The following is a 20,700-nucleotide window of genomic DNA, read 5'->3' on the forward strand; positions in this document are numbered from 1 at the left end:
GTCTTAAAACGGACGCAACGGCAGGAACTTGCCGTCCAGGGTAACCACTGCGCGGGAGCCACCTTCCGGGTCTTCAACTTTCTTCATGTCCAGCTTGAAGTTGATCGCGCTGATGATGCCGTCGCCGAATTGCTCGTGAACCAGGGCTTTGAGCGTGGTGCCGTAGATCTGGATCATTTCGTAGAAACGGTAGATGGTCGGGTCGGTCGGGACACCCGAAAGGCTACCGCGCAGCGGAATGATCTGCAGGCGAGCCACGGCATCGGCGTCCAGTTCGAGTTTCTCGCCAATCACCTTGGCGGCAGCTTCGGGCAGCGGATGTTGGCCGAGCAGGGCGGCAGTGACGTAGGCCAGGCCCAGGCCGGTGCCATCGGTCAAATCCTGCCAGGACAAATTCTTGCGGGCCTTGGCATCGAGGATCGAAGTGGTCAGGGTCAGACTCGGGTCTTGGTAAGCATGGGACTGTTGCATGGTGTGACTCCTATCGGTTGTCGCTGGAAAGTGCAGCCATCTTCGGTTGATTGATCCATAGCGTCCAAGACCGATATACAATGCTTCGCATAAGTCCTGTCTATAGATGGTGTGCCCCCATGCTGCTCCGACATTTGCGCTACTTGCTGGCAGTCGCCGACCACGGCGGTTTCACCCGTGCCGCCGAGGCGTTGCATGTCTCCCAACCGACGCTGTCCCAGCAGATCCGGCAACTGGAGGAATCTCTGGGCGTCAGCCTGTTTGACCGCACCTCGCGCACGGTCAAGCCGACCGATGCAGGGCTGGCCTATATCGAAAGTGCCCGTCGGGTACTCGTGGAACTTGAAGCGGGGAAACGCGCACTGCATGACGTGAAGGATTTGTCTCGGGGGTCCTTGCGACTGGCCATGACGCCAACGTTCATGGCGTATCTGGTGGGGCCGTTGGTGCGCGACTACGTGGCGATGTTTGCGAACATCCACCTGCAGATTTTCGAGTTATCGATGGATGACATCGAAGCCGGGTTGCTCGATGACTCGTTGGACATCGCCGTTGCCTTTACCCCGGTGAGGAGCCCCGATATCGAATGCCTGCCAATGTTTGTCGAGACGTTGGGCGTGATGGTCGGACGCAGTCATCCGCTGTACGAGCGCCAGAGCCCGCTGTCGCCAAAGGAAGTGGCGCAACTGGAGTTCGCGTTGCTGACGCCGGACTTCATCACCCGATCTTCCATTGACGGGTATTTTCGGCAACAGAACATTACGCCCAAGGTAGCGATCGAGGTGAACTCGGTGAGTACGCTGTTGGAGGTCATTCGTCACACGCCGATGGCCACCATCCTCCCGGAACCCATCGCCACTGCGGAACGGGCATTGCGCCGGATTGAATTACAGGGCGAAGCACCCCGGCGCGATGCGGCGATGTTGCGCAGAAAGAACAACTATCACAGTGCCGCGTCGGTGGCGTTCGCAAACCTGATGATGGCCGGCAGCGCCAGCGCGTGAATCAATCATCCACCGACTGGCAGATGCCATTGCCACCTTTCTTGCTGGTATAGGTCACGGCAACGGAGTCGTCATCGGCGATGCTGATCGAGATCGTTACGTCCGAGCCCTTTGCCTCGAAAAGATGATCGTTGATCATTTTGGTCTGGGCTTCCTTGCTATTGATGATGACCGGGCCATCCTGGTCGGCGTGGACCATGATGTTCCCGGGGCAGTCCACATCGAAGGCAGGAACGCCGGGAACGCTGTTCGCATGAGCGGCACCCGCCAACGCCAGTAGCATGAATGTGAAGGCTTTTTTCATCGCAGACCTCCAGTGAATAAACCGATGTCCAGCGCTCTGTTAACCATAGCTCTGTTCTTTTGACTCAGTGGTGTCGCAAGTGTCGTAGGCAAATAAAAAAAGGCCCCACTCGATGACACGAGCGGGGCCTTCTTATTGAGGGCGGTCAATCTTCAGGGGGAATCAGTACAACCGATCAATCACCCGAACTTCGTTCTGGTTCTGCATCGATGCCCACGCCTGTTTCAGCGTTTGCAGCACATTACCGATGAAGTCTTTGTCGGCCGCGGCTTTCTTGCCGACATAACCCTGGCCGCGACGGTACATCTTCAGTCGGGCGAGCAGGTTCTGGTTGCTCCGGTCGAACTCTTCTTCGTGGGCATAGGGCGACAGGCAGTCGATATGAACCTGGCCCGATTTGCTGATCCACAGAATATGGCTGTCCTGGCTGTCTTTTTGCGCAGCAAACAAGCGAGCCAGTTCATCGATAGTAGGTTGATTGTTCAGATTCATTGTAAGCCCCTTGACCATTTGGTGATCTTTCAAAGTTGATTCGCTAATACAAGTAGCCCATCGGTTAGTTGATCCCTGGCACCGAAACCAGGACGTCAGCGGTCGGCCGTCAATTTGACGGGGGCCCGCGTCTGCTGCATGTAGTCGTGTTGAATAACTGCTACGCAATAGCGTCACAACGAAGAGAAGCGGCGAAAACCTGGAGGCCACTGCCGACATTTTCAGGGTCGGCCACAAGCTTCATGAGGATTGATCGCCAGCGCTTCTCGTCCTTTGTACTGGACGTTCAGGCCAGGTCAGCTTCTTCAATCTGCCTTGTGGGCAGCGTGTATCCGGGAAAAACAGCTCGGCGGTCAGACGAGCTTGCTCAAACGTGTTGCCTGCACTCCCGATCGGGGAGATGTCTGCATCATGCAAGGGCAAATCGGAGGCGTCAACGGTTTTGTAGTGATTATTTTTGTTCACTACATATTGTCGGACAAAGTGGTTTTGGAATTAGAGAAGCGGTAAAAGGTGCAGGGGTAGCCATCCACTGCCAGTTGATGCACGGTGAATGCTGAGTCCGTGAGATCGGGTATCACGTTGGCCCAGAACAGCCGCGCAGGCTGGTTGGCATCGATGTGGAAAATCTGCCATTGACCGGGGAACCGGTTCAAGAGGGCGGAGACGACAAACTTCGCGACGCCTTGGCCACGAAAGCGTCGGCTGACAAAAAAGTAGCCAATGTTGTGCTCCGCACCGACGATATGGGTTTCGTTATCCACGGTCACGAAACCGGCAAGCTCGCCGTCAACCTTGATCAGAAACGGCCTGGTTGCCGGGTTTCGCCAGTAGTCCTGTCTGGGCTGGATGTTGAAGAAGCCATGCTCACCGAGTTTCAGCGGCAACCATTCGCTGAAGTCATACACGTAGAACTGCATCAGGTTCTCGATGGTTTCCAGTTCGTCGCGCTGAGCGGCGTGCAGTTCTATTGAGGGCTGGCTTCTGACTGTCGTCATGGTTGTACCTTTCAGAAAGCAGGGGCTGATGCGTAGGAGTTGCCGAAGGCTGCGATCTTTTGATCTTGCGCCTGTACCCGATTAAATCAACAAAGCCAAAATCAAAAGATCGCAGCCTTCGGCAGCTCCTACCTGTCCTCTTCACGCCCCGAGCCTTGCGTCAACCCGGTTTTACCGCGCGCTTGGTGCCGGTCGAAGACTTGCGTTTGGCCGGTTTGCGTTTGTTTTTCCACGGTGCGGCGCCACGCCCGGCGGGGCTTGCCGGCCCGCTGATGGTCAGGTTCAGGCCGGCGCAACGGGCCACCTGCTTGCTCATCCACGCCGCCTGTTTGGTGACGAATTCTTCCAGGCTCATTTCACCGCTCTGCACCATGTCCAGGGCCTGCTCCCAAATCGCCGTGGTGCCGGGGTCGGCAATCGCGCGCGGCACGGCATCGATCAGGCTGAACGCTGCCGGTGTCGCGGCCAGGGCCTTGCCGTTCTTGATCAGGTAGCCGCGGTCCAGCAGGCCCTGGATGATCGAGGCGCGTGTGGCTTCGGTGCCGATGCCGGTGGTGTCCTTGAGCTTTTGCTTGAGCAATGGATCTTCCACCAGTTTGGCGACGTTCTTCATCGCCTTGATCAGATCGCCTTCGGTGAACGGTTTGGGCGGCTGGGTCCAGAGGTCCTTGAGCTTTACATCGGCCACCGCGCAGTCACGCCCTTCGGCCAGTGCCGGCAGTGTTTGTGGTACCGGTGCTTCGCGGCCCTTGGCCGGTGCAAGGGCCTCGGGCAAGGCGCGTTTCCAGCCAGGCTCGGCAATCTGCTTGCCCACCGCGCGCAAGGCTTCACCGGCGCAATCGAAGTCGGCCTGGGTCCGGTCGTATTCATGGTTGGGCAGGAACTGCGCCAGGTAGCGCGCACGAATCAGGGTGTACACCGCCCGTTGCTTGCCCACCAGTCGGTCGAGGTTTTTCGCCGCCGCCGTGGGGATGATGCCGTGGTGAGCGCTGACCTTGGCATCGTTCCAGGCCCGTGAGCGGCGCTGGGGTTCCAGATAATCGTGCAAGGCGTTCAGGGCCGGGTCGGCCTGCCTCAGCGCAGCAAGAATACTTGGGGCTTCACTGTGCTGACTCAGCGGCAGGTAGCCGCAGTCGCTGCGCGGGTAGGTAATGACTTTGTGGGTTTCATACAGGGCCTGGGCGACGTCGAGGGTTTCCTGGGCGCCCAGCCCGAGCTTCTTCGAGCAGACTTCCTGCAACGTGCCCAGGTCGAACGGCAAAGGCGCGACTTCACGCATCCGTTCGGTGCGCAGTTTGATCACCCGAGCGCTCGCCGCACCGCTAATGGCCGTAGCCGCTTTCTGAGCCAGCGTTTGATTCAGGCAGCGATCCTGATCATCGCAAGCGTCGGAGGCCGCGCGCCATTGGGCGGTGAACGCGGTGCCGTCGTGCAGCAGTTGCACATCGATCGCCCAATAAGCGACCGGGACGAAATCGGCAATACTGCGATCACGATCCACCACCAGGCGCAAGGTCGGCGTCTGCACCCGACCGACCGGCAACACACCTTGATAGCCGGACTGACGCCCCAGCAGGGTGAACAGCCGACTCATGTTCATCCCGATCAACCAGTCGGCCCGGGAGCGCCCCAATGCCGAATGATAAAGGCTGAACGTCTCGGCCCCTGGCTTGAGCGCCGCCAGCGCCTTGCGGATCGATGCATCGTCCAGCGCCGACAGCCACAATCGCCGAATCGGCCCGCGATAACGGCAATGCTCCACCAGCTCCCGGGCGATCATCTCGCCCTCACGGTCGGCGTCGGTGGCAATCACCAGTTCATTGGCCTCGCCGAGCAAGCGTTTGACCGCCTTGTACTGGCTGGCCGTGCGCGGTTTGACGGTCATCTTCCATTTTTCAGGAATGATCGGCAGATCCGCCAGCACCCAACGCTTGTAACGCGCGTCATAGGCATCCGGCGGTGCGGTTTCCAGCAGATGGCCTATGCACCAGGTCACCGTGACACCCGTTCCCAGCCAGCAGCCGTCGCCCCGGCGCTTGGCGCCGAGTACGGCCGCGATGTCTTTGGCCTGGGAAGGTTTTTCACAGAGGTACAGCTGCATAACCACCATCATCGATCAGTATTCGAGAGGTGCACAGAATGGCGGCTGATGAGCGATGGAGCAATCTTTATCTGTATGGATGTACAGCCTGAGCTGTTGCGGTTGATGACAACGGTCAGTCCACCACAAACAACCTGGCGCCCATGGCGGTGGATGAACGATGCGCTTCGGCATTGTCCGCCACTTGATAGCTCATGCCCGGCGTGAGAACGAAGACTCGACCGTCCTCCAGTTCGGTGTGCAGTTCTCCCTCCAGACAAAACAGCACATGCCCCTTTGAGCACCAGTGATCGGCCAGATACCCCGGTGTGTATTCGACGATACGCGCGCGAATCGCGCCGAACTGCCGGGTGCGCCACAGGGCGCTGCCAGTCTCGCCTGGGTGTTCGGTGGGTTCGATTTGCGACCAGTCGGTGATGCCGAAGGGGATATTGGCAATGTCCATGCTGCTCTCCAGGTGTGGGGCATGCTGTTTTGGGGGGCTTCACTGTAGCCCAAGCAAGCTCCGTTCGGCTGTGAAGCAGTCGCGATACCGAAACATGAGGTATACCTGTCGGAACGCGGATACAGCGCAGCAGCGACAGAGGATCCTACTCCATGAAAGCCCCCGGACCCGGTAATCCCATCGCCATCAGCCCTCAGCCCGGCTGCGTGGTGGTGAAGTTCCATGGCATTCAAGTGGCGTCATCCACTCGGGCGCTGGTCATGCATGAGGCCAATTATCCTCCGGTGTACTACATCCCACGGGAGGACATCGCCGAACAATATTTCGCCCGCACCGACCACACCAGCTATTGCCCGTACAAGGGCGATGCCAGCTATTTCAGCCTGCAAATCCCCGGGCATGAAGCGGCCAATGCGGTATGGAGTTATGAGCATCCGAAGGTGTCAGTCGCGCAGATTGGCGGGTATGTGGCGTTTTATCCCGAAGAAGTGACGTTCGAGGTGCTTGATACCTGAGGTGCGGAAAGCATTTGTGGTGAGGGGGCTTGCCCTGATGTCAGCCAGTTAACAGAGATTCAGAGTCTCGCGAACCATTGTGGCGAGGGAGCTTGCTCCCGCTGGGGCGCGTAGCGGCCCCGAAACCTGTCAACGCGCAGAAATTCAGATAGAGCATGGTGTCCGTCTTGCGGCTGCTTCGCAGCCGAGCGGGAGCAAGCTCCCTCGCCACAGGAAGCCCGCTCTTACAGGAAACCTCCGCTAAAGGTTCGTGCCGTCAGTTTTTGTCCAGATCCACATCCTTCGTCTCACGCAAACACATCATCCCCACCACCAGGCTCACCCCGGTAATCACCACCGGGTACCACAGCCCGTAGAAAATATCCCCGGTGTACACCACCAAGGCAAACGACACCGTCGGCAGGAAACCACCAAACCAGCCGTTGCCGATGTGGTAGGGCAGGGACATGGAGGTGTAGCGGATGCGGGTCGGGAACAGTTCAACCATCAGCGCCGCCAGCGGGCCGTAGCACATGGCGGAGATGATGATCAGCGCGACGATCAGCGCCACGATCATGAGTTTGTTGATCTGTTGGGTGTCCGCTTGTGACGGATACCCGGCCAGGGTTACGGCGCCGCGCAAGGCCGCTTCGTCGTAGCCATCGATGGTCACCTCGCCGATGCTGACCTGCACGGCGCTGCCGGTCGGGGCCGCTTCGCTGTTGTAGGGCAGGCCTTGTTTGACCAGGAAGGTTTTGACCTTGTCGCACGGGCTATCAAATTTAGCCTTGCCCACCGGGTCGAACTGGAAGGTGCAGGTGGCCGGGTCAGCCAGCACGGTGATCGGTGCCTGGCGGCTGGCCAGGTCAATGGCCGGGTTGGCGTAGTGGGCCAGGGTCTTGAAGATCGGGAAGTACAGCGCGGTGGCCAGCAGCAGGCCGATCATCAGCACCGGTTTGCGCCCGACCTTGTCCGACAGCCAGCCGAAAAAGATGAAGAACGGTGCGCCGATGATCACGCTGACGATCAGCAAACTGTTGGCCAGCGCCGGGTCCATTTTCAGGAACTGGGTGAGGAAGAACAGCACGTAGAACTGCGCCGCGTAGAAGGTCACCGCTTGCCCGGCGTTGATGCTGAACAGCGCAATCAACACCACTTTGAGGTTGTCCCATTTGCCGAAGGAATCGCGCAGCGGCGACTTGCAGAGCTTGCCTTCTTCTTTCATTTTCACGAACGCAGGCGACTCATGCAGGCTCAGGCGAATCCAGGTCGAGATGCCCAGCAGCACGATCGAAAACAGAAACGGAATGCGCCAGCCCCATACTTCGAACTGGTCACCGGTGAAGTAGCGGCAGCCCAGCACTACCAGCAGCGACAGCAGCAAGCCGAGGGTGGCGGTGGATTGAATCCAGCTGGTGTGGAAACCACGTTTGCCCATCGGTGCGTGTTCGGCGACGTAAGTGGCAGCGCCGCCGTACTCTCCGCCTAGTGCCAGACCCTGAAGCATGCGCAGCACCACGAGGATGATCGGCGCGGCAATGCCGATGCTCGCGTAAGTCGGCAGCAAGCCGACGCAGAACGTCGCCACCCCCATGAGGACGATGGTTGCCAGGAACGTGTATTTACGCCCGATCATGTCCCCCAAACGTCCGAACACCAGCGCACCGAACGGCCGCACGATGAAGCCGGCGGCGAAGGCCATCAGCGCGAAGATGAACGCCGTGGTGTCGTTGACCCCGGCGAAGAACTGCTTGCTGATGACCGCCGCGAGGGCGCCGTAGAGGAAAAAGTCGTACCACTCGAACACCGTCCCCAAGGACGAAGCGAAGATGACTTTCTGGGTTTCCTGACTGGTGCCGGCGCTGTGCACGGCTTCCAGGGGCTGAACATGTTCTGACATATCGGTATCCCTCACAGTGATTGTTTTTGTTGTTCCACTGGTGTTGCGTAGTCCTTGCAGAGGTATTTCAACGTCCTTAAATCCAGTGCGATCCCCTGTGGGAGCGGGCTTGCTCGCGAAAGCGGTGGGTCAGTCGACCTCTATGTTGAATGTAATGCCGCCTTCGCGAGCAAGCCCGCTCCCACAGTGGGCGTGTTGGCGGTAGTTTCGAGGATCAGTTGCGCGGCTTTCTCGGCGATCATCAGTGTCGGCGAGCAGGTATTGCCCGAGGTGATGCGCGGCATGATCGAGGCGTCGGCGATGCGCAGGCCGGGGATGCCGTGGACGCGCAGCTCGGCGTCGACCACCGCGTGCGCATCGTTGCCCATCCGGCAGGTGCCTACCGGGTGGAAAATCGTCGTGCCGATCCGGGCGGCGGCTTCGTGCAATTGTTCTTCGCTCTGCAAGCTGTCGCCGGGCAGGTACTCGACCGGTTTGAACGCTTGCAAGGCGGGCGCGCAGACGATACGGCGGGTCAGGCGGATGGCATCGGCTGCCACTCGCAAGTCTTCGGGATGGCTCAGGTAGTTGGGCTGAATCAGCGGCGCTTCCCGCGGGTCGGCGGAGCGAATGTCGATTCGGCCACGGCTTTGCGGGCGTAGATCGCAGACCGATGCAGTGAACGCGGGGAAGGCGTGCAGCGGCTCGCCGAAACGCTCCAGCGACAACGGTTGCACGTGGTATTCGAGGTTCGCCGAGATCTGCTCCGGTCCCGAACGGGCGAAAGCGCCGAGTTGGCTTGGGGCCATGGACAGCGGGCCGCTGCGGTCATACAGGTAACGCAGGCCCATGCCCATCTTGCCCCACAGCGTGCCGGCGATCTGGTTCAGGGTGCGGGCGTTTTCCAGTTTGTAGATCAGCCGCAGTTGCAGGTGATCCTGCAGGTTGCCGCCTACGCCGGGCAGTTCATGGACAACGCCGATGCCCAGTTTTTGCAACAGCGGGCGAGGGCCGATACCGGAGCGCTGAAGGATGCCCGGTGAACCAACGGAGCCTGCACACAACACGATTTCCTTACGCGCCTTGAAGGTTTTGGCCTGGCCTTGCCAACGTGCGCTGACCGCCGAGACACGGCCGTTTTCCAGTAGCACGCGGTCTACTTCGACGTCGGTCAGCACCGTCAGATTGGAACGCTGGCGGATTGGTTTGAGAAATGCCTTGGCCGCGTTCCAGCGGATCCCGGCTTTCTGATTGACCTGGAAATAGCCGCAACCTTCGTTGTCGCCCTGATTGAAGTCATCGATGCTGGCGATGCCGCTTTGCTCGGCCGCTGTGCGGAAGGCATCGAGGATCGGCCACGACAGACGCTGGCGCTCGACTCGCCATTGCCCGGCCGCGCCGTGAAATTCCGAGTCGCCGGCAAAATGGTTTTCGCTTTGCTTGAACAGTGGCAGCACGTCTTGCCAGCCCCAGCCAGCATTACCCTCGGCCGCCCAGCCGTCGTAATCGCCAGCCTGGCCGCGCATGTAGATCATGCCGTTGATTGAGGAACAGCCACCGAGCACCTTGCCGCGTGGGTAGCTCAGGGCGCGACCCTGCAGGCCCGATTGCGCTTCGGTCTTGAAGCACCAGTCGGTGCGCGGGTTGCCGATGCAGAACAGGTAACCGACGGGAATGTGAATCCACGGGTAGTTGTCGCGGCCGCCGGCTTCGAGCAGCAACACGCGATGCTGCGGGTTGGCCGACAGTCGATTGGCTAGCAAACAACCGGCCGGCCCGGCGCCGACCACGATGTAGTCGTATTCATCAAGGGAAGTCTGCATCCCTGACCTCGTGTTGTTGTTCTTGTTGTCGGTCATCCTAGTTGTTAGCTTTCGTTAAAAGAATGTTAGTTTTTGCGCAGCTGCTGTGCGTTTTTAAACAGCGTCGTTAACGGCCTAACGTCAAGGATGGTTCATGTTCGACTGGAATGACCTGCGGTTTTTTCTCGAATTGCAGCGCAGCGGCCGCTTGCTGACCGCCGCGCGCCGTTTGAACACCACTCACGCCACCGTGGCCCGGCACATCGAAGCCATCGAAAAAAGCCTCGGCACCGCGCTGTTCGTCCAGCATGCCCAAGGCTACGAACTGACCCCGGCCGGCGAAGCTCTACTCAAACACGCCGAGGCCATGGAAAACGTCGCGCTGCTGGCTCAGGAAGAAATCACCCAGTCATCCGCGCCGCTGGGCAAGATCCGCGTCGGCGTGACGGAAGGGCTGGGCATCATGTTCCTCGCCAGCCGCATGAACGGGTTGTTCGAACGCTATCCAGGACTGGAAGTGGAACTGGTGGCGGTGCCGCGCTTCGTCAGCATCCTCAACCGTGAAGCCGAGATCAGCATCCACCTGGAACGCCCGGCCGCCGACATGCTGGTCACCCGCAAACTCACCGATTACCGACTGGCCCTCTATGCCAGCCAGGCCTATCTGGACCGTTCGCCACCACTGCGCAGCCGCGAAGACCTCGGCCGTCACGCCTGGATCGGCTATGTCGACGACTTGCTGTTCAGCCAGGAACTGATGTTCCTCAACAGCTTCTGCCGCAACCCTCAGGTGGTCTTTCACAGCACCAGCGTCATCGCCCAGCAACAAGCCGCGCGCTCGGGCCTGGGGATCGCCGTGCTGCCGTGCTACATGGCCAGCGCCGATCCCCAACTGGTGCCGTTGTTGCCGGATGAAAGCATCCAGCGCAGTTACTGGATCAGTACGCGGCGCGAGCTGCACAAGTCCGTGAGGTTACGGGTGTTGTGGGATTATGTGGTGGAGTTGTGTGAGCGCGAGCGGGATCTGCTGCAAGGCTCCATTCCTTTGTAGGAGCGAGCGGTGCGGCGATCCTACGGGGTAATGCTGTTCATTTAGGCACGCTCTTGGATCGTGCGTCCCTTTGTGGCGAGCGAGCTTGCTCGCGCTGGGCTGCGTAGCGGCCCCAAAATCTGACAATCATCGCCAATTTTTGTGAGTGCTACGCACTCAAGCGGGAGCAAGCTCCCTCGCCACAGGTTTTTCTGATTCAAGACTTTCTTAAGTGAACAGCATTACGCTCCTACGGGGGAAACCGGGTGCTGGATCACATTAATACGCCTTAGAAGTGTGAGCGCCATTCCCTTGTAGGAGCTGCCGAAGGCTGCGATCTTTTGATCTTGATTTTCAGCGATCCCGAAACCGACAAAAGATCGCAGGCTTCGCCAGCTCCTACAGGGACCGTATTGCGAAGGCTGTTGTGCTTCAGGCGAGGATTTCGAACGCCGTGCTGGCCAGCCGTTCGCCGTTGACCAGAATGTGCACGGCATGCAGGCCAAGGTAATGCTTTCGGGTGGTGAGTTCTTTGATGTGCTGGCTGCGTGCGATGGATTCGGTAGCCTTGCCGGGCAACGTCATCGCCTTGAGCTTGAACACCTTCGCTGACGTGCTGCCGTTGGCTTTGACGTAATCAATCGCATAGTCGATCACCAGTCGCTGACTGTCCGGGGCCGTGGACTTCGCTTTGAAGGACAGGGTGATTTTCTCCCCGAGCTGAATCACCGCCGGTTCCACCTTCACGTCAATGATTTCAACCTCGGGCTTACCGCTCGCACCAATGATTGCCAGCGCCCGCTGGTTGCCCTGTTTGATCAGGCTGCGCAGGGCGTGTCTGGCGATCCACGCCGTGTGCTTGTTGTCCAGTGACCAACCCTCGATCAGCGCCAGCACCCACTCGGGATGATCCTTGGTGATGTCGTTGAGGTGGTTGGCCACGGATTTGCGCACGTATAGGCTTTCGTCGGCCTTGAGGTTATCGAGGATTGCAGCTGCCAGTGTCGGATCGGCCTGGATCTGTTCCAGGCGGAACGACCATGGGAGGCGCGGTCGGCTGCCTTCGCTGGCCAGGCGTCGGACGTGTTCATTCTGATCCAGTGACCAGTCGTGCATCAGTTTGAGTGAGCGTTCGAAATCGCTGCGCAGGAAGTGCCGGATCGCGAATTCCGATGAGCCGAAGGCGGTGAAATATTTGAGCGCGTCCATCGACAGATCAAACGCGTGAGCGCCATAGGTCGCCACATAGTGCGGCAAAAACATACTGACGAAGGCGCTGTTGAGGCGGGGGGCGAGGGCGCGCAGGATGTCCAGGGATTCTTCATAACCCAGCGGCAATACCGCGTGCAGGCAATCGCTGACGCGGGCCATGCGTTGCATGACTGACAACTCCACCAAGCCGGTCTTGGCCAGCTTCAGGAAGGCCTTGGCATCGAAGCCGGGATAGACCGCCGTCATTTCGGTGGCGATATGCGCGAGGCGTTCGGCGTTGAAGATTTCCTTCAGGGCGGGGGAGGTTTGGTCAGCCATAGTGGATTCCTTGGTCGTTGTTATTTATCCAAATACACCGCGTCATCGTTCTTCGCGAGCAAGCCCGCTCCCACAGTGGGCTTGGGTGGATCACAAATTGTGAATCCACCCCGGAACCTGTGGGAGCGGGCTTGCCCGCGAAGAGGCCCTCACAATCACCTCAAACCTTACCCGCTTCCTCCTCCAGCTGATCCGACTCAAACAGTTTTGCCAGTTCCGCCCGCGCTTCCTGCGCCGTTTGCATCACCTTGGCCGCATCGTCATACACCGCGTGCTGGGCTTCCAGCACCTGTTCATCGTGATTGGTAAAACGCTTGATCCGCGCATCCGCCTGGGCCTGTGTCAGCCCCAACCCGACCAGAGTCCGACGGGTCATTTCCAGGCTGGAATAATAGGTTTCTCGCACCGCCTGAGCCCCGACATCCACCAACCGATGCACGTGCTGACGGTTACGCGCCCGGGCGATGATTTTGATGTGCGGATAGAGCTTGTGCACCACCTCGGCTGTCTTGATGTTGGTCTCCGGATCATCGGTGGCGATCACGAAAAACTCCGCTTGCTCGACCTTGGCCGCGCTGAGGATTTCCGGGCGCATCGGGTCGCCGTAGAACACCGGCACGCCGCCGAAGCTGCGGGACAGTTCGATGGTTTCCACCGACGTGTCGAGGGCGACGAACTTGATGTTTTGCGCCCGCAGAATCCGCGCCACGATCTGCCCCATACGGCCCATACCGGCGATCACTACGCGGGGTGTATCGGTGTCGATTTCGCGGAACTTCTGCGGCACCTCCACGGGTTGAACCTTGGGGCTGACCAGTCGGGCGCACAACAGCAACAACAGCGGCGTCACGGCCATGGACAAGGTAATCGTCAGCACCAGCAAGTCATACAGGCGCGGCTCGAACAACCCCTGGTCACGACCGATCTTGAACACCACAAATGCGAACTCACCACCGGCCGCCAGCACGATGCCGAGGCGAATCGCACTGACCTTGCTCAAACCTCCAGCCAGTCGACCGACAACGAACAGCAGCGGCAACTTGATGGCGATCAGCAACAGGGTCAGACCCAGCACCACGACCGGCGCGCTCAGCAGCAAACTCAAATTGGCGCCCATGCCAACGCTGATGAAAAACAACCCCAGCAGCAGGCCTTTGAACGGTTCGATCTGCGCTTCCAGCTCGTGGCGGTATTCGGAATCCGCCAGCAGCAAACCGGCGAGGAATGCGCCGAGGGCCATGGACACGCCGACCAGGTCCATCAGCCACGCCGTACCAATCACCACCAGCAACGCGGTGGCGGTGGACACCTCCGGCAGACCGGTTTTGGCCACCACGCGAAACACCGGGCGCAGCAAGTACCGTCCGCCAATCACCACTACCGCGATACTGCCCAGCACCCGCAAGCCATGGTTCAAATCTTCGGCGGCGCTGGTGGTGTGATCGCCGCCTGCCAGCAGCGGCACCATCGCGATCAGCGGGATCGCGGCGATGTCCTGGAACAGCAAAATCGCGAACGCCAACCGCCCATGGGGGCTGGTCAGTTCCTTGCGCTCGGCCAGGCTTTGCAAACCAAATGCAGTGGACGACAACGCCAGGCCCAGGCCCAACACGATCGCGCTATTCAGCGATTGGCCGAACACAAACAACGCTAGCACACCAATCACCGAACCGGTCAGCAACACCTGCGCCAGGCCCACGCCGAACACCGATTTGCGCATCACCCACAAGCGTCGCGGTGACAGCTCAAGACCGATGATGAACAACAGCAACACCACCCCGAGTTCGGAAATGTGGCTGACGCTTTGCGGGTTACCGATCAAGCCCAGCACCGACGGCCCGATGATCACTCCGGCGAACAGATAGCCCAGCACCGCTCCCAATTGCAGGCGCTTGGCCAAGGGGACGGTAAGTACCGCCGCGAATAAAAAGACGACAGCGGCTTGCAACAGGTTGCCTTCGTGGGGCATGGCGAAACTCCTGGGTGGGGGCAGGCGAGAGCGGCGTTCGCCTGATTTTCAGCGGGGGCGTCAGGATAAAGGCTGGCGTCCATTCAGTCAGCAACGAGGTTGTTGATCGAACGCCACGGCTCAGTGGGGCCATTGTTCGAGCAGAATCGAAACGAACTTCTCCGCCGCCGGCGATAACGATGCGCCCCGACGGTACACCAGGCCGAGTGTCCGGTTCACGACAGGGTCAGTCAGCGGGATGCTCACCAGTGTCGGGTGATCCGCCGCCGGCATCGCGAGACTCGGCATGGCGGAAACCCCAAGCCCGGCTTCGACCATGCCCAGCGAGGTGGACAAATGCTGCACTTCATAAAACCACTGCGGACGCCAGCTCAGGCCCGACAGGGCGTGGTCCAGCAACATGCGGTTGCCGCTCAGGCGCCCGACGCCGATCAACCGGTAATCGCTCAGTTCTGACCAGGTCACGGATGTCCGCTGGGCCAACTCATGGTCACGACGACAGGCCAGGACGAAGGGTTCGTTGACCAGTGAAACGAATTCGATGTCGGGGTGCTGGCCGCTCATCATGTTGATGCCGAAGTCGGCTTCCCCCCGCAACACTGCTTCGAGCCCTTCATTGGCACTGAGGTCGAGCAAACGGATGCGGATTTTCGGGTAGCGCTCGTTGTAAAGACGAATCACCGACGGCAGGAAATAAAACGCAGCGGTTGGAATGCAGGCCAGGGTCACCTGGCCGATTTGCCGTTCGGCCAGCTCACGGATGTTCAGGATCGAATCGTCGAAGTCATCCAGTAATCGACGAGCCTTGGGCAGGAAGTCGCGGCCGACGCTGGTCAGGCTGACCTTGCGCGTGGTGCGATCGAGCAGCGTAGTCCCTAAACCCTCCTCAAGTTTTTTTATCCGTCGACTCAAGGCGGGTTGCGACAGATGCAGTGCATCAGCAGCTTCATGAAAACTCCCCAATTCGGCGATTTTCACGAAAGATCGAATGTCCTGGAGCTCATATTCCATGTTTTATCTCGTCGGGAAAGGGCGTTGAACTGCGGTCTGAACGTTAAAACTTTCTTTTGTGAAACGCAATAATTGCTCCGATCTTTGCATTGGAAACACAATTACTTCCCTGTCACTCTTGTTTGCAAGACATCAATTACCCCGATTGATTAACAAGAGTTAGTGGCCATGCAACGAATTCCTTGTGTGCTGATGCGCGGTGGTACCTCAAAAGGACCGGTATTTCTCGCCTGGGATCTGCCGGTTTCGATTGAAGAACGCGATGAACTGTTGCTCGCTGTGATGGGCTCCGGTCACGAACTGGAGATCGACGGCATCGGCGGCGGCAGCCCGCAGACCAGCAAGGTCGCCATCGTCAGCCCGTCGTTGCATCCCGACGCCGATGTTGATTACCTGTTCGTCCAGGTCATGGTGTCTCAGCGTCGGGTGGATACCGCCCCGAACTGCGGCAACATGCTCTGTGCGGTCGGACCGTTTGCCATCGAGCAGGGCCTGGTCAAGGCGGTCGGTGAGTTGACCCGCGTGCGGATTCGCAATCTCAACACAGGCACCTTCATCACCGCTGATGTGCAGACACCAAACGGCCAAGTCAGCTATGAAGGCGATACCGCCATCGATGGTGTGCCTGGCAGCGCGGCACCGGTTCAACTGACATTCCTTGACGCAGCGGGCAGCAAAACCGGCAAGCTGTTTCCAACTGGCAGCACCCAGGACTGCTTCGATGACATTCCGGTGACCTGCATCGACATGGCCATGCCAATGCTGATCATCGAGGCGCGTCACCTGGGCAAACGCGGCGATGAATCTCCGGCCGAGCTGGACGCCGACAAAGACTTTATGCGCCGTCTCGAAACCCTGCGGTTGCGGGCCGGCGTGGCCATGGGCCTGGGCGACGTCAGCGACAAGGTCATCCCCAAGCCTGTGCTGGTTGCGCCGGCCAAGACCGGTGGCACGTTGCAGGTTCGCTACTTCATGCCGCATAACTGCCACCGTGCGCTGGCCATCACCGGTTCCATCGGTCTGGCCACGGCATGCGTCAGCGAAGGCAGTGTGGTTGCGCAGATGCTCGGTAATACCGGTGGGACGCGTCTGCAACAGGTGCGGATCGAGCACCCGAGCGGCGGCATCGATGTCGTGTTGTCCTACACCGGTAAAAACGGTGACACAATCCGCGCCTCTGTTGTTCGTACCGCGCGAAGACTGTTTTCCGGCTTTGTGTATGCCCCGGTTTCCCAACGGCTAGCCGGGTAGTTTTCTCGCGCCAGGCGTCGCCGATCGCGTCGCCTGGGGGCTCAGAGTCGTTCGCCTGCGCGTCGACCACACAATCCAATAACAACAAGAGAGTTGCCTTATGCTTGCCTTACTCGGCTTGGCCATGGTGGTTGTGTTCACCGTTCTGATCATGACCAAACGTCTGTCACCGATCGTTGCGTTGACCGTTGTTCCGATCGTCTTTGCGGTTATCGGCGGTTTTGGCGGGACTACCGGCAAAATGATGCTTGATGGCCTGAAAATGGTCGCACCGTCGGCGGCGCTGCTGCTGTTCGCGATTCTGTTTTTCGGTTTGATGATCGACTCGGGACTGTTCGATCCGCTGATCCGCAAAATTCTCAAACGGGTCAACGGTGATCCGATGAAAATCGCGGTCGGCACGGCGCTGCTGTCGCTGACTGTCGCCCTGGACGGTGACGGCACGACCACTTACATGATCACCTGCGCGGCGATGCTGCCTTTGTACAAGCGCATCGGCATGAACCCGATGATTCTGGCGACCATCGCCATGCTGTCACTGAGCATCATGAGCGGCATGACCCCTTGGGGCGGCCCGGCGACCCGGGCGATTGCCGCGTTGGGGCTGGATGCCGGGGCGTACTTCATTCCGTTGTTGCCGACCATGGTCGGTGGCGCCGCGTGGGTGGTGTTCACCGCGTTCCTGCTGGGCCGCACCGAGCGTAAACGCATCGGCAATACCCAGCTGCAGAGCGGTGGCGATGATTGCTACATCAAAGCGATTCTTGAGGATACGCCGCACAAACGCCCGAAACTTGCCTATGTCAACCTGTTGCTGGTGACTGCTGTGATGGTCGCGCTGGTGATGGGGATCATGCATTCCGCGATCCTGTTTCTGATCGGTTTCATGCTGGCGCTGATGATCAACTACCCGCAGCTGGACATTCAGAAGGAGCGCATTCTCGCCCACTCCGGCAACGCCATGACCGTGGTGCTGCTGGTATTCGCGGCTGGTATTTTCGCCGGGATTTTCTCCGGTACCAAAATGGTCGACGCCCTGGCGCAAACCCTGGTGGACTGGATTCCACCGTCCTGGGGGCACCTGTTTCCGCTGGTGGTGGCGATCACCAGCATGCCGTTGACATTCGTGCTGTCCAACGATGCTTATTACTTCGGTGTGGTGCCGATCCTCGCCAACGCGGCGGCGGCCTATGGGATCGATCCGGTGGAAATCGCCCGGGCGTCGATTCTTGGCCAACCGGTGCACCTGATGAGCCCGCTGGTGGCCTCGACCCTGTTGTTGGTGGGGATGGTCGATCGCGATATCGGCGACTTCCAGCGCGCCACCGTCAAATGGGCGGTGCTCACCTCCCTGGTGGTCACCGCGCTGGCTCTGCTGACCGGTGCCTTGACGCTGTTCTCCTGATTCACCCCTGACTCGCCGCTGATAGAACTCCACGCTCCCGATGACGGACGCGCGGCCACGTGCATCCTCAAAACAATAATATGAGTAGTTCGACATGATCCATTTTCTGACTCGCGGGGCGCTTCTTCCTCTTCTGGGCGTGTTGCCAGTGGCCACCGCCGGTGCGAGTGATTTCATCGACGACAGCAAATTGAAGCTGCAACTGCGCAACGTTTATTTCAACGAAAACTTTCGCGATGAGCATGGCTTGAGTGCGCGTTCGGCCAGAACCGCCAAAAGTGAGCGCACCGAGTGGGCCCAGGGTTTCCTGCTGGATTTCCAGTCGGGTTTCACCCCCGGCACTATCGGTTTCGGGGTTGACGCATTGGGCCTGCTGGGGGTCAAACTTGATTCCGGGCGTGGCCGCAGTGGCACCGGTCTGTTGCCGGTACACGATGACGGTCGCGCCGCCGATGAGTTTGCCAGCGCCGGGGCTGCGGCCAAGGTCAAACTGGCCAAGACCACCCTCAAGTACGGCACCCTGCTGCCCAAAACGCCGGTACTGATTTATAACGATGCGCGCTTGCTGCCGCAGACTTATGAGGGAGGGCAAGTCATCAGCACCGACATCGAAAACCTGACCCTGACTGGCGGCCATCTGGACCGATTCAAGCTGCGCGATTCCACCGACAGCGTGTCGATTGTTCCTGACGGATACTCAGGCGACAAAGGTGGCGATTTCACCTACGCCGGCGGTGATTACAAACTCGGCAAGAACACCCGTCTGAGTTACTTCTATGGTGAACTGGAAAATTTCTATCGCCAGAACTTTGCCGGCATCCAGCACGATCTGCCATTGGGCCCCGGGGTGTTGACCGGCGACCTGCGTTATTTCAGCAGCAATGACGCGGGCCGTGCCTACGCCTCGAAAATCGATAACGACATGCTTAGCGGTCAGCTGTCCTACGCGGTGGCGGGGCACACCTTTGGTGGCGGTTATCAACAACTCAGCGGTGACGCCGGGCTGCCATACATCAGCGGTGCGACGGTGTACTCATTCAGCAACGTCGGCATCGGCAAGTTCATCGAAGAGGACGAGAAGACCTGGATGCTCAGTTACGGTTACGACTTTGCACCGATGGGCGTGCCCGGGCTGACGTTCATGACCCGTTATCTCAAAGGCAACGACGGCAAGTCCGACACCAATATCAAAGAGTCCGAGCGCGACACGGAACTGGCCTATGTTGTCCAGAGCGGCACGTTCAAGGGTGTTGGCGTGAAGCTGCGCAACTATGTCTACCGTTCGGACTTCGCGCGTGGACGTGACAGCAATCGGATCTACTTCACCTACGACATTGCTCTCTGGTAGGAAGCCTGCGTCAGACCCGGCTCACCGTCTGCTCGCTCAACCGATACTGCCCGATGCAGTGCGAAACGGTTGCCAATAGTCCGCATTTCTGGGAAAACGGCGCCCATGAAGCCTGTTCTAGGCAAGCGCACACTAGAGTGAATGTAATGAATGATGAACTGCAGATAATCGATCTTGAAGTGGGCGATGGCAAAGTCGCCGTCAAAGGCGCGCTGATCACTACCCAATATCGTGGCTGGCTGGAAAACGGCACTGAATTCGATTCTTCCTACAGCCGGGGTAAACCTTTTCAGTGCGTGATTGGTACCGGGCGGGTAATCAAGGGCTGGGACCAGGGAATCATGGGCATGCAGGTCGGCGGCAAACGCAAGCTGCTGGTGCCGGCGCATCTGGCTTATGGCGAGCGGACGATGGGCGCGATTACACCGAACTCGAACCTGATTTTCGAGATTGAATTGCTGGAAGTGCTGACGCGGGATGATTGATAACCGTGTGAGTTGAAACTAGAAACCCGCCATCTCCGTGAGGAGATGGCGGGTTTTTTGCTATCTGTGGCGAGGGAGCTTGCTCCCGCTGGGTTGCGCAGCGACCCCAAAACCTGTGCATGCGGTGTATCAGGTAAATCTCCGCTCGCCAGTTTTGCGGCTGCTGCGCACCCGAGCGGGAGCAAGCTCCCTCGCCACAAGTGCGCACTAGTCTTATCCAGCGCCCCGGCTTCACGGCCAGTGTTACTTTGCTAAACGGCAAGTCAGGTGAATACCTCAATATCATCAAGGGTGTCCGCCACAGTCCCTTCCAGTGAGGGGAATTTTTCCTTCACCTTTTCAAGGGCCGGGAGTACAGCACCCAAATCCAGATCACCCTGTCTGCGGGCTATGTGACCGAGCGCGGTAATGGCAGCGGCTGCAACCGATTCGGACTCACTCTCGAGGTACTTCAGGCAGGTGTTCTGAGCCCAGGTCTTGTCTTGCTCATTCAGGCCGATAGAAATCAATGCGGCGACAACGTTGGTTTCTACGTTGCTAGCTAGAAGCGTTGTCGCTTCCTCGTGGCTCATTGTTGGATCTTGGTAGAGAAGGCTCATTTTTTTGCTCCCTGAATGTTGCCTTTGTGATCGGTTTCCTGCCTTGAACCATCGAGAATATTTGCTACCCCAAAAGATCGCA

19 protein-coding genes are annotated in these 20,700 nt (G+C 59.1%); 7 read left to right on the forward strand and 12 right to left on the reverse strand.

Annotation, left to right across the window (positions count from 1 at the left end):
* Positions 1–3: 3 nt before the first annotated feature.
* Positions 4–471 (reverse strand): cyanase, encoded by a 468-nt coding sequence (cynS, locus tag ABH909_RS15525; protein WP_429434617.1) that lies wholly within the window; start codon positions 469–471, stop codon positions 4–6.
* Positions 472–590: 119 nt separating this feature from the next.
* On the opposite strand from cynS, the gene cynR reads away from it, so the two are divergent.
* On the forward strand, positions 591–1,475 hold the full coding sequence (gene cynR / locus ABH909_RS15530) for a transcriptional regulator CynR (protein WP_429434619.1): 885 nt from the start codon (positions 591–593) through the stop codon (positions 1,473–1,475).
* Between the two features lies 1 nt (position 1,476).
* Here the strand turns inward: cynR and ABH909_RS15535 are convergent, their stop codons facing one another.
* The 5 genes from ABH909_RS15535 to ABH909_RS15555 form a co-directional block, all read right to left on the reverse strand.
* Entirely contained in the window at positions 1,477–1,779 is a 303-nt protein-coding gene (locus ABH909_RS15535) for a hypothetical protein (RefSeq protein ID WP_429434621.1), read from the reverse strand.
* A 162-nt stretch (positions 1,780–1,941) separates the two neighbouring features.
* Positions 1,942–2,271 carry a hypothetical protein gene (locus ABH909_RS15540; protein WP_429434624.1) on the reverse strand — a complete coding sequence of 110 codons (330 nt, stop codon included), beginning with the start codon at positions 2,269–2,271 and terminating at the stop codon, positions 1,942–1,944.
* A 464-nt stretch (positions 2,272–2,735) separates the two neighbouring features.
* The gene (locus ABH909_RS15545) at positions 2,736–3,269 is read right to left on the reverse strand and encodes a GNAT family N-acetyltransferase (protein WP_429434626.1); all 534 of its coding nucleotides are present in this window, start codon (positions 3,267–3,269) and stop codon (positions 2,736–2,738) included.
* A 160-nt stretch (positions 3,270–3,429) separates the two neighbouring features.
* On the reverse strand, positions 3,430–5,370 hold the full coding sequence (locus tag ABH909_RS15550; RefSeq protein WP_429434627.1) for a DNA topoisomerase III: 1,941 nt from the start codon (positions 5,368–5,370) through the stop codon (positions 3,430–3,432).
* Positions 5,371–5,485: 115 nt separating this feature from the next.
* Positions 5,486–5,815 carry a DHCW motif cupin fold protein gene (locus ABH909_RS15555; protein WP_429434630.1) on the reverse strand — a complete coding sequence of 110 codons (330 nt, stop codon included), beginning with the start codon at positions 5,813–5,815 and terminating at the stop codon, positions 5,486–5,488.
* 152 nt (positions 5,816–5,967) lie between these two features.
* Here ABH909_RS15555 and ABH909_RS15560 point away from each other — a divergent pair, with 152 nt between their 5' ends.
* Positions 5,968–6,330: a DUF427 domain-containing protein gene (locus ABH909_RS15560; RefSeq protein ID WP_429434632.1), complete on the forward strand. Its 363-nt coding sequence runs from the start codon at positions 5,968–5,970 to the stop codon at positions 6,328–6,330.
* Between the two features lie 256 nt (positions 6,331–6,586).
* On the opposite strand, the gene ABH909_RS15565 is transcribed toward ABH909_RS15560, so the two are convergent.
* Together ABH909_RS15565 and ABH909_RS15570 are read right to left on the reverse strand one after the other, a co-directional pair.
* Positions 6,587–8,209 (reverse strand): MFS transporter, encoded by a 1,623-nt coding sequence (locus tag ABH909_RS15565; protein ID WP_429434634.1) that lies wholly within the window; start codon positions 8,207–8,209, stop codon positions 6,587–6,589.
* Positions 8,210–8,349: 140 nt separating this feature from the next.
* A complete protein-coding gene (locus ABH909_RS15570) occupies positions 8,350–10,011 on the reverse strand; it encodes a GMC family oxidoreductase (protein WP_429434637.1) in 1,662 nt (553 codons plus the stop codon).
* A gap of 133 nt (positions 10,012–10,144) precedes the next feature.
* Here ABH909_RS15570 and ABH909_RS15575 point away from each other — a divergent pair, with 133 nt between their 5' ends.
* Positions 10,145–11,041: a LysR family transcriptional regulator gene (locus ABH909_RS15575; RefSeq protein WP_429434640.1), complete on the forward strand. Its 897-nt coding sequence runs from the start codon at positions 10,145–10,147 to the stop codon at positions 11,039–11,041.
* A gap of 411 nt (positions 11,042–11,452) precedes the next feature.
* Here ABH909_RS15575 and ABH909_RS15580 read toward each other — a convergent pair whose 3' ends face one another.
* From ABH909_RS15580 to ABH909_RS15590, 3 genes are all read right to left on the reverse strand, one after another.
* The gene (locus tag ABH909_RS15580; protein WP_429434643.1) at positions 11,453–12,550 is read right to left on the reverse strand and encodes a DNA alkylation repair protein; all 1,098 of its coding nucleotides are present in this window, start codon (positions 12,548–12,550) and stop codon (positions 11,453–11,455) included.
* A gap of 160 nt (positions 12,551–12,710) precedes the next feature.
* A complete protein-coding gene (locus tag ABH909_RS15585) occupies positions 12,711–14,519 on the reverse strand; it encodes a monovalent cation:proton antiporter-2 (CPA2) family protein (protein WP_429434646.1) in 1,809 nt (602 codons plus the stop codon).
* A 120-nt stretch (positions 14,520–14,639) separates the two neighbouring features.
* Positions 14,640–15,530, reverse strand: coding sequence for a LysR family transcriptional regulator (locus ABH909_RS15590; RefSeq protein ID WP_007895093.1), 891 nt, complete (start codon positions 15,528–15,530; stop codon positions 14,640–14,642).
* 168 nt (positions 15,531–15,698) lie between these two features.
* On the opposite strand from ABH909_RS15590, the gene ABH909_RS15595 reads away from it, so the two are divergent.
* From ABH909_RS15595 to ABH909_RS15610, 4 genes are all read left to right on the forward strand, one after another.
* Positions 15,699–16,781 (forward strand): 4-oxalomesaconate tautomerase, encoded by a 1,083-nt coding sequence (locus tag ABH909_RS15595; protein WP_429434649.1) that lies wholly within the window; start codon positions 15,699–15,701, stop codon positions 16,779–16,781.
* Between the two features lie 100 nt (positions 16,782–16,881).
* A complete protein-coding gene (locus tag ABH909_RS15600; protein WP_429434652.1) occupies positions 16,882–18,186 on the forward strand; it encodes a CitMHS family transporter in 1,305 nt (434 codons plus the stop codon).
* 94 nt (positions 18,187–18,280) lie between these two features.
* Positions 18,281–19,534 carry an OprD family porin gene (locus ABH909_RS15605; protein WP_429434655.1) on the forward strand — a complete coding sequence of 418 codons (1,254 nt, stop codon included), beginning with the start codon at positions 18,281–18,283 and terminating at the stop codon, positions 19,532–19,534.
* Positions 19,535–19,680: 146 nt separating this feature from the next.
* Positions 19,681–20,019: an FKBP-type peptidyl-prolyl cis-trans isomerase gene (locus ABH909_RS15610; protein WP_429434658.1), complete on the forward strand. Its 339-nt coding sequence runs from the start codon at positions 19,681–19,683 to the stop codon at positions 20,017–20,019.
* Between the two features lie 263 nt (positions 20,020–20,282).
* Here the strand turns inward: ABH909_RS15610 and ABH909_RS15615 are convergent, their stop codons facing one another.
* Entirely contained in the window at positions 20,283–20,618 is a 336-nt protein-coding gene (locus ABH909_RS15615) for a hypothetical protein (RefSeq protein WP_429434660.1), read from the reverse strand.
* Positions 20,619–20,700: the final 82 nt, after the last annotated feature.

It is taken from the genome of Pseudomonas sp. BS3782 TE3695 (genome assembly GCF_050435305.1).
GTDB lineage: Bacteria > Pseudomonadota > Gammaproteobacteria > Pseudomonadales > Pseudomonadaceae > Aquipseudomonas.

Bases quoted from the DNA above. Each gene is read 5' to 3' on its own strand.
- cynS (WP_429434617.1), bottom strand. From the start codon at position 471: ATGCAACAGTCCCATGCTTACCAAGACCCGAGTCTGACCCTGACCACT.
- cynR (WP_429434619.1), top strand. From the start codon at position 591: ATGCTGCTCCGACATTTGCGCTACTTGCTGGCAGTCGCCGACCACGGC.
- ABH909_RS15535 (WP_429434621.1), bottom strand. From the start codon at position 1,779: ATGAAAAAAGCCTTCACATTCATGCTACTGGCGTTGGCGGGTGCCGCT.
- ABH909_RS15540 (WP_429434624.1), bottom strand. From the start codon at position 2,271: ATGAATCTGAACAATCAACCTACTATCGATGAACTGGCTCGCTTGTTT.
- ABH909_RS15545 (WP_429434626.1), bottom strand. From the start codon at position 3,269: ATGACGACAGTCAGAAGCCAGCCCTCAATAGAACTGCACGCCGCTCAG.
- ABH909_RS15550 (WP_429434627.1), bottom strand. From the start codon at position 5,370: ATGCAGCTGTACCTCTGTGAAAAACCTTCCCAGGCCAAAGACATCGCG.
- ABH909_RS15555 (WP_429434630.1), bottom strand. From the start codon at position 5,815: ATGGACATTGCCAATATCCCCTTCGGCATCACCGACTGGTCGCAAATC.
- ABH909_RS15560 (WP_429434632.1), top strand. From the start codon at position 5,968: ATGAAAGCCCCCGGACCCGGTAATCCCATCGCCATCAGCCCTCAGCCC.
- ABH909_RS15565 (WP_429434634.1), bottom strand. From the start codon at position 8,209: ATGTCAGAACATGTTCAGCCCCTGGAAGCCGTGCACAGCGCCGGCACC.
- ABH909_RS15570 (WP_429434637.1), bottom strand. From the start codon at position 10,011: ATGCAGACTTCCCTTGATGAATACGACTACATCGTGGTCGGCGCCGGG.
- ABH909_RS15575 (WP_429434640.1), top strand. From the start codon at position 10,145: ATGTTCGACTGGAATGACCTGCGGTTTTTTCTCGAATTGCAGCGCAGC.
- ABH909_RS15580 (WP_429434643.1), bottom strand. From the start codon at position 12,550: ATGGCTGACCAAACCTCCCCCGCCCTGAAGGAAATCTTCAACGCCGAA.
- ABH909_RS15585 (WP_429434646.1), bottom strand. From the start codon at position 14,519: ATGCCCCACGAAGGCAACCTGTTGCAAGCCGCTGTCGTCTTTTTATTC.
- ABH909_RS15590 (WP_007895093.1), bottom strand. From the start codon at position 15,530: ATGGAATATGAGCTCCAGGACATTCGATCTTTCGTGAAAATCGCCGAA.
- ABH909_RS15595 (WP_429434649.1), top strand. From the start codon at position 15,699: ATGCAACGAATTCCTTGTGTGCTGATGCGCGGTGGTACCTCAAAAGGA.
- ABH909_RS15600 (WP_429434652.1), top strand. From the start codon at position 16,882: ATGCTTGCCTTACTCGGCTTGGCCATGGTGGTTGTGTTCACCGTTCTG.
- ABH909_RS15605 (WP_429434655.1), top strand. From the start codon at position 18,281: ATGATCCATTTTCTGACTCGCGGGGCGCTTCTTCCTCTTCTGGGCGTG.
- ABH909_RS15610 (WP_429434658.1), top strand. From the start codon at position 19,681: ATGAATGATGAACTGCAGATAATCGATCTTGAAGTGGGCGATGGCAAA.
- ABH909_RS15615 (WP_429434660.1), bottom strand. From the start codon at position 20,618: ATGAGCCTTCTCTACCAAGATCCAACAATGAGCCACGAGGAAGCGACA.